At 65.4% G+C, this 214-nt stretch carries 1 protein-coding gene; it reads left to right on the top strand.

Going from position 1 to position 214, the window contains the following annotated elements; translation table 11 throughout:
- A partial coding sequence (locus IG84_RS38640; protein WP_037801515.1) for an aldehyde dehydrogenase family protein occupies window positions 1-214 on the top strand: 214 nt, incomplete at both ends.

Raw genomic sequence — 214 nt, forward strand, 5'->3', positions numbered from 1 at the left:
CGGCGTGTGGACCCGGGACGGTAACACCGCCTACCGCCTGGGCCGGGAGATCAAGGCGGGCCGGGTGTGGACCAACTGCTACCACGCCTACCCGGCGCACGCGGCGTTCGGCGGATACAAGAACTCCGGCATCGGCCGGGAGAACCACAAGATGATGCTGGACCACTACCAGCAGACCAAGAACCTGCTGGTCAGCTACTCGGCGAAGAAGCTC

The sequence above is a fragment of the Streptomyces ochraceiscleroticus genome (assembly GCF_000720485.1).
In the GTDB taxonomy this organism is placed as follows: domain Bacteria; phylum Actinomycetota; class Actinomycetes; order Streptomycetales; family Streptomycetaceae; genus Streptomyces; species Streptomyces ochraceiscleroticus.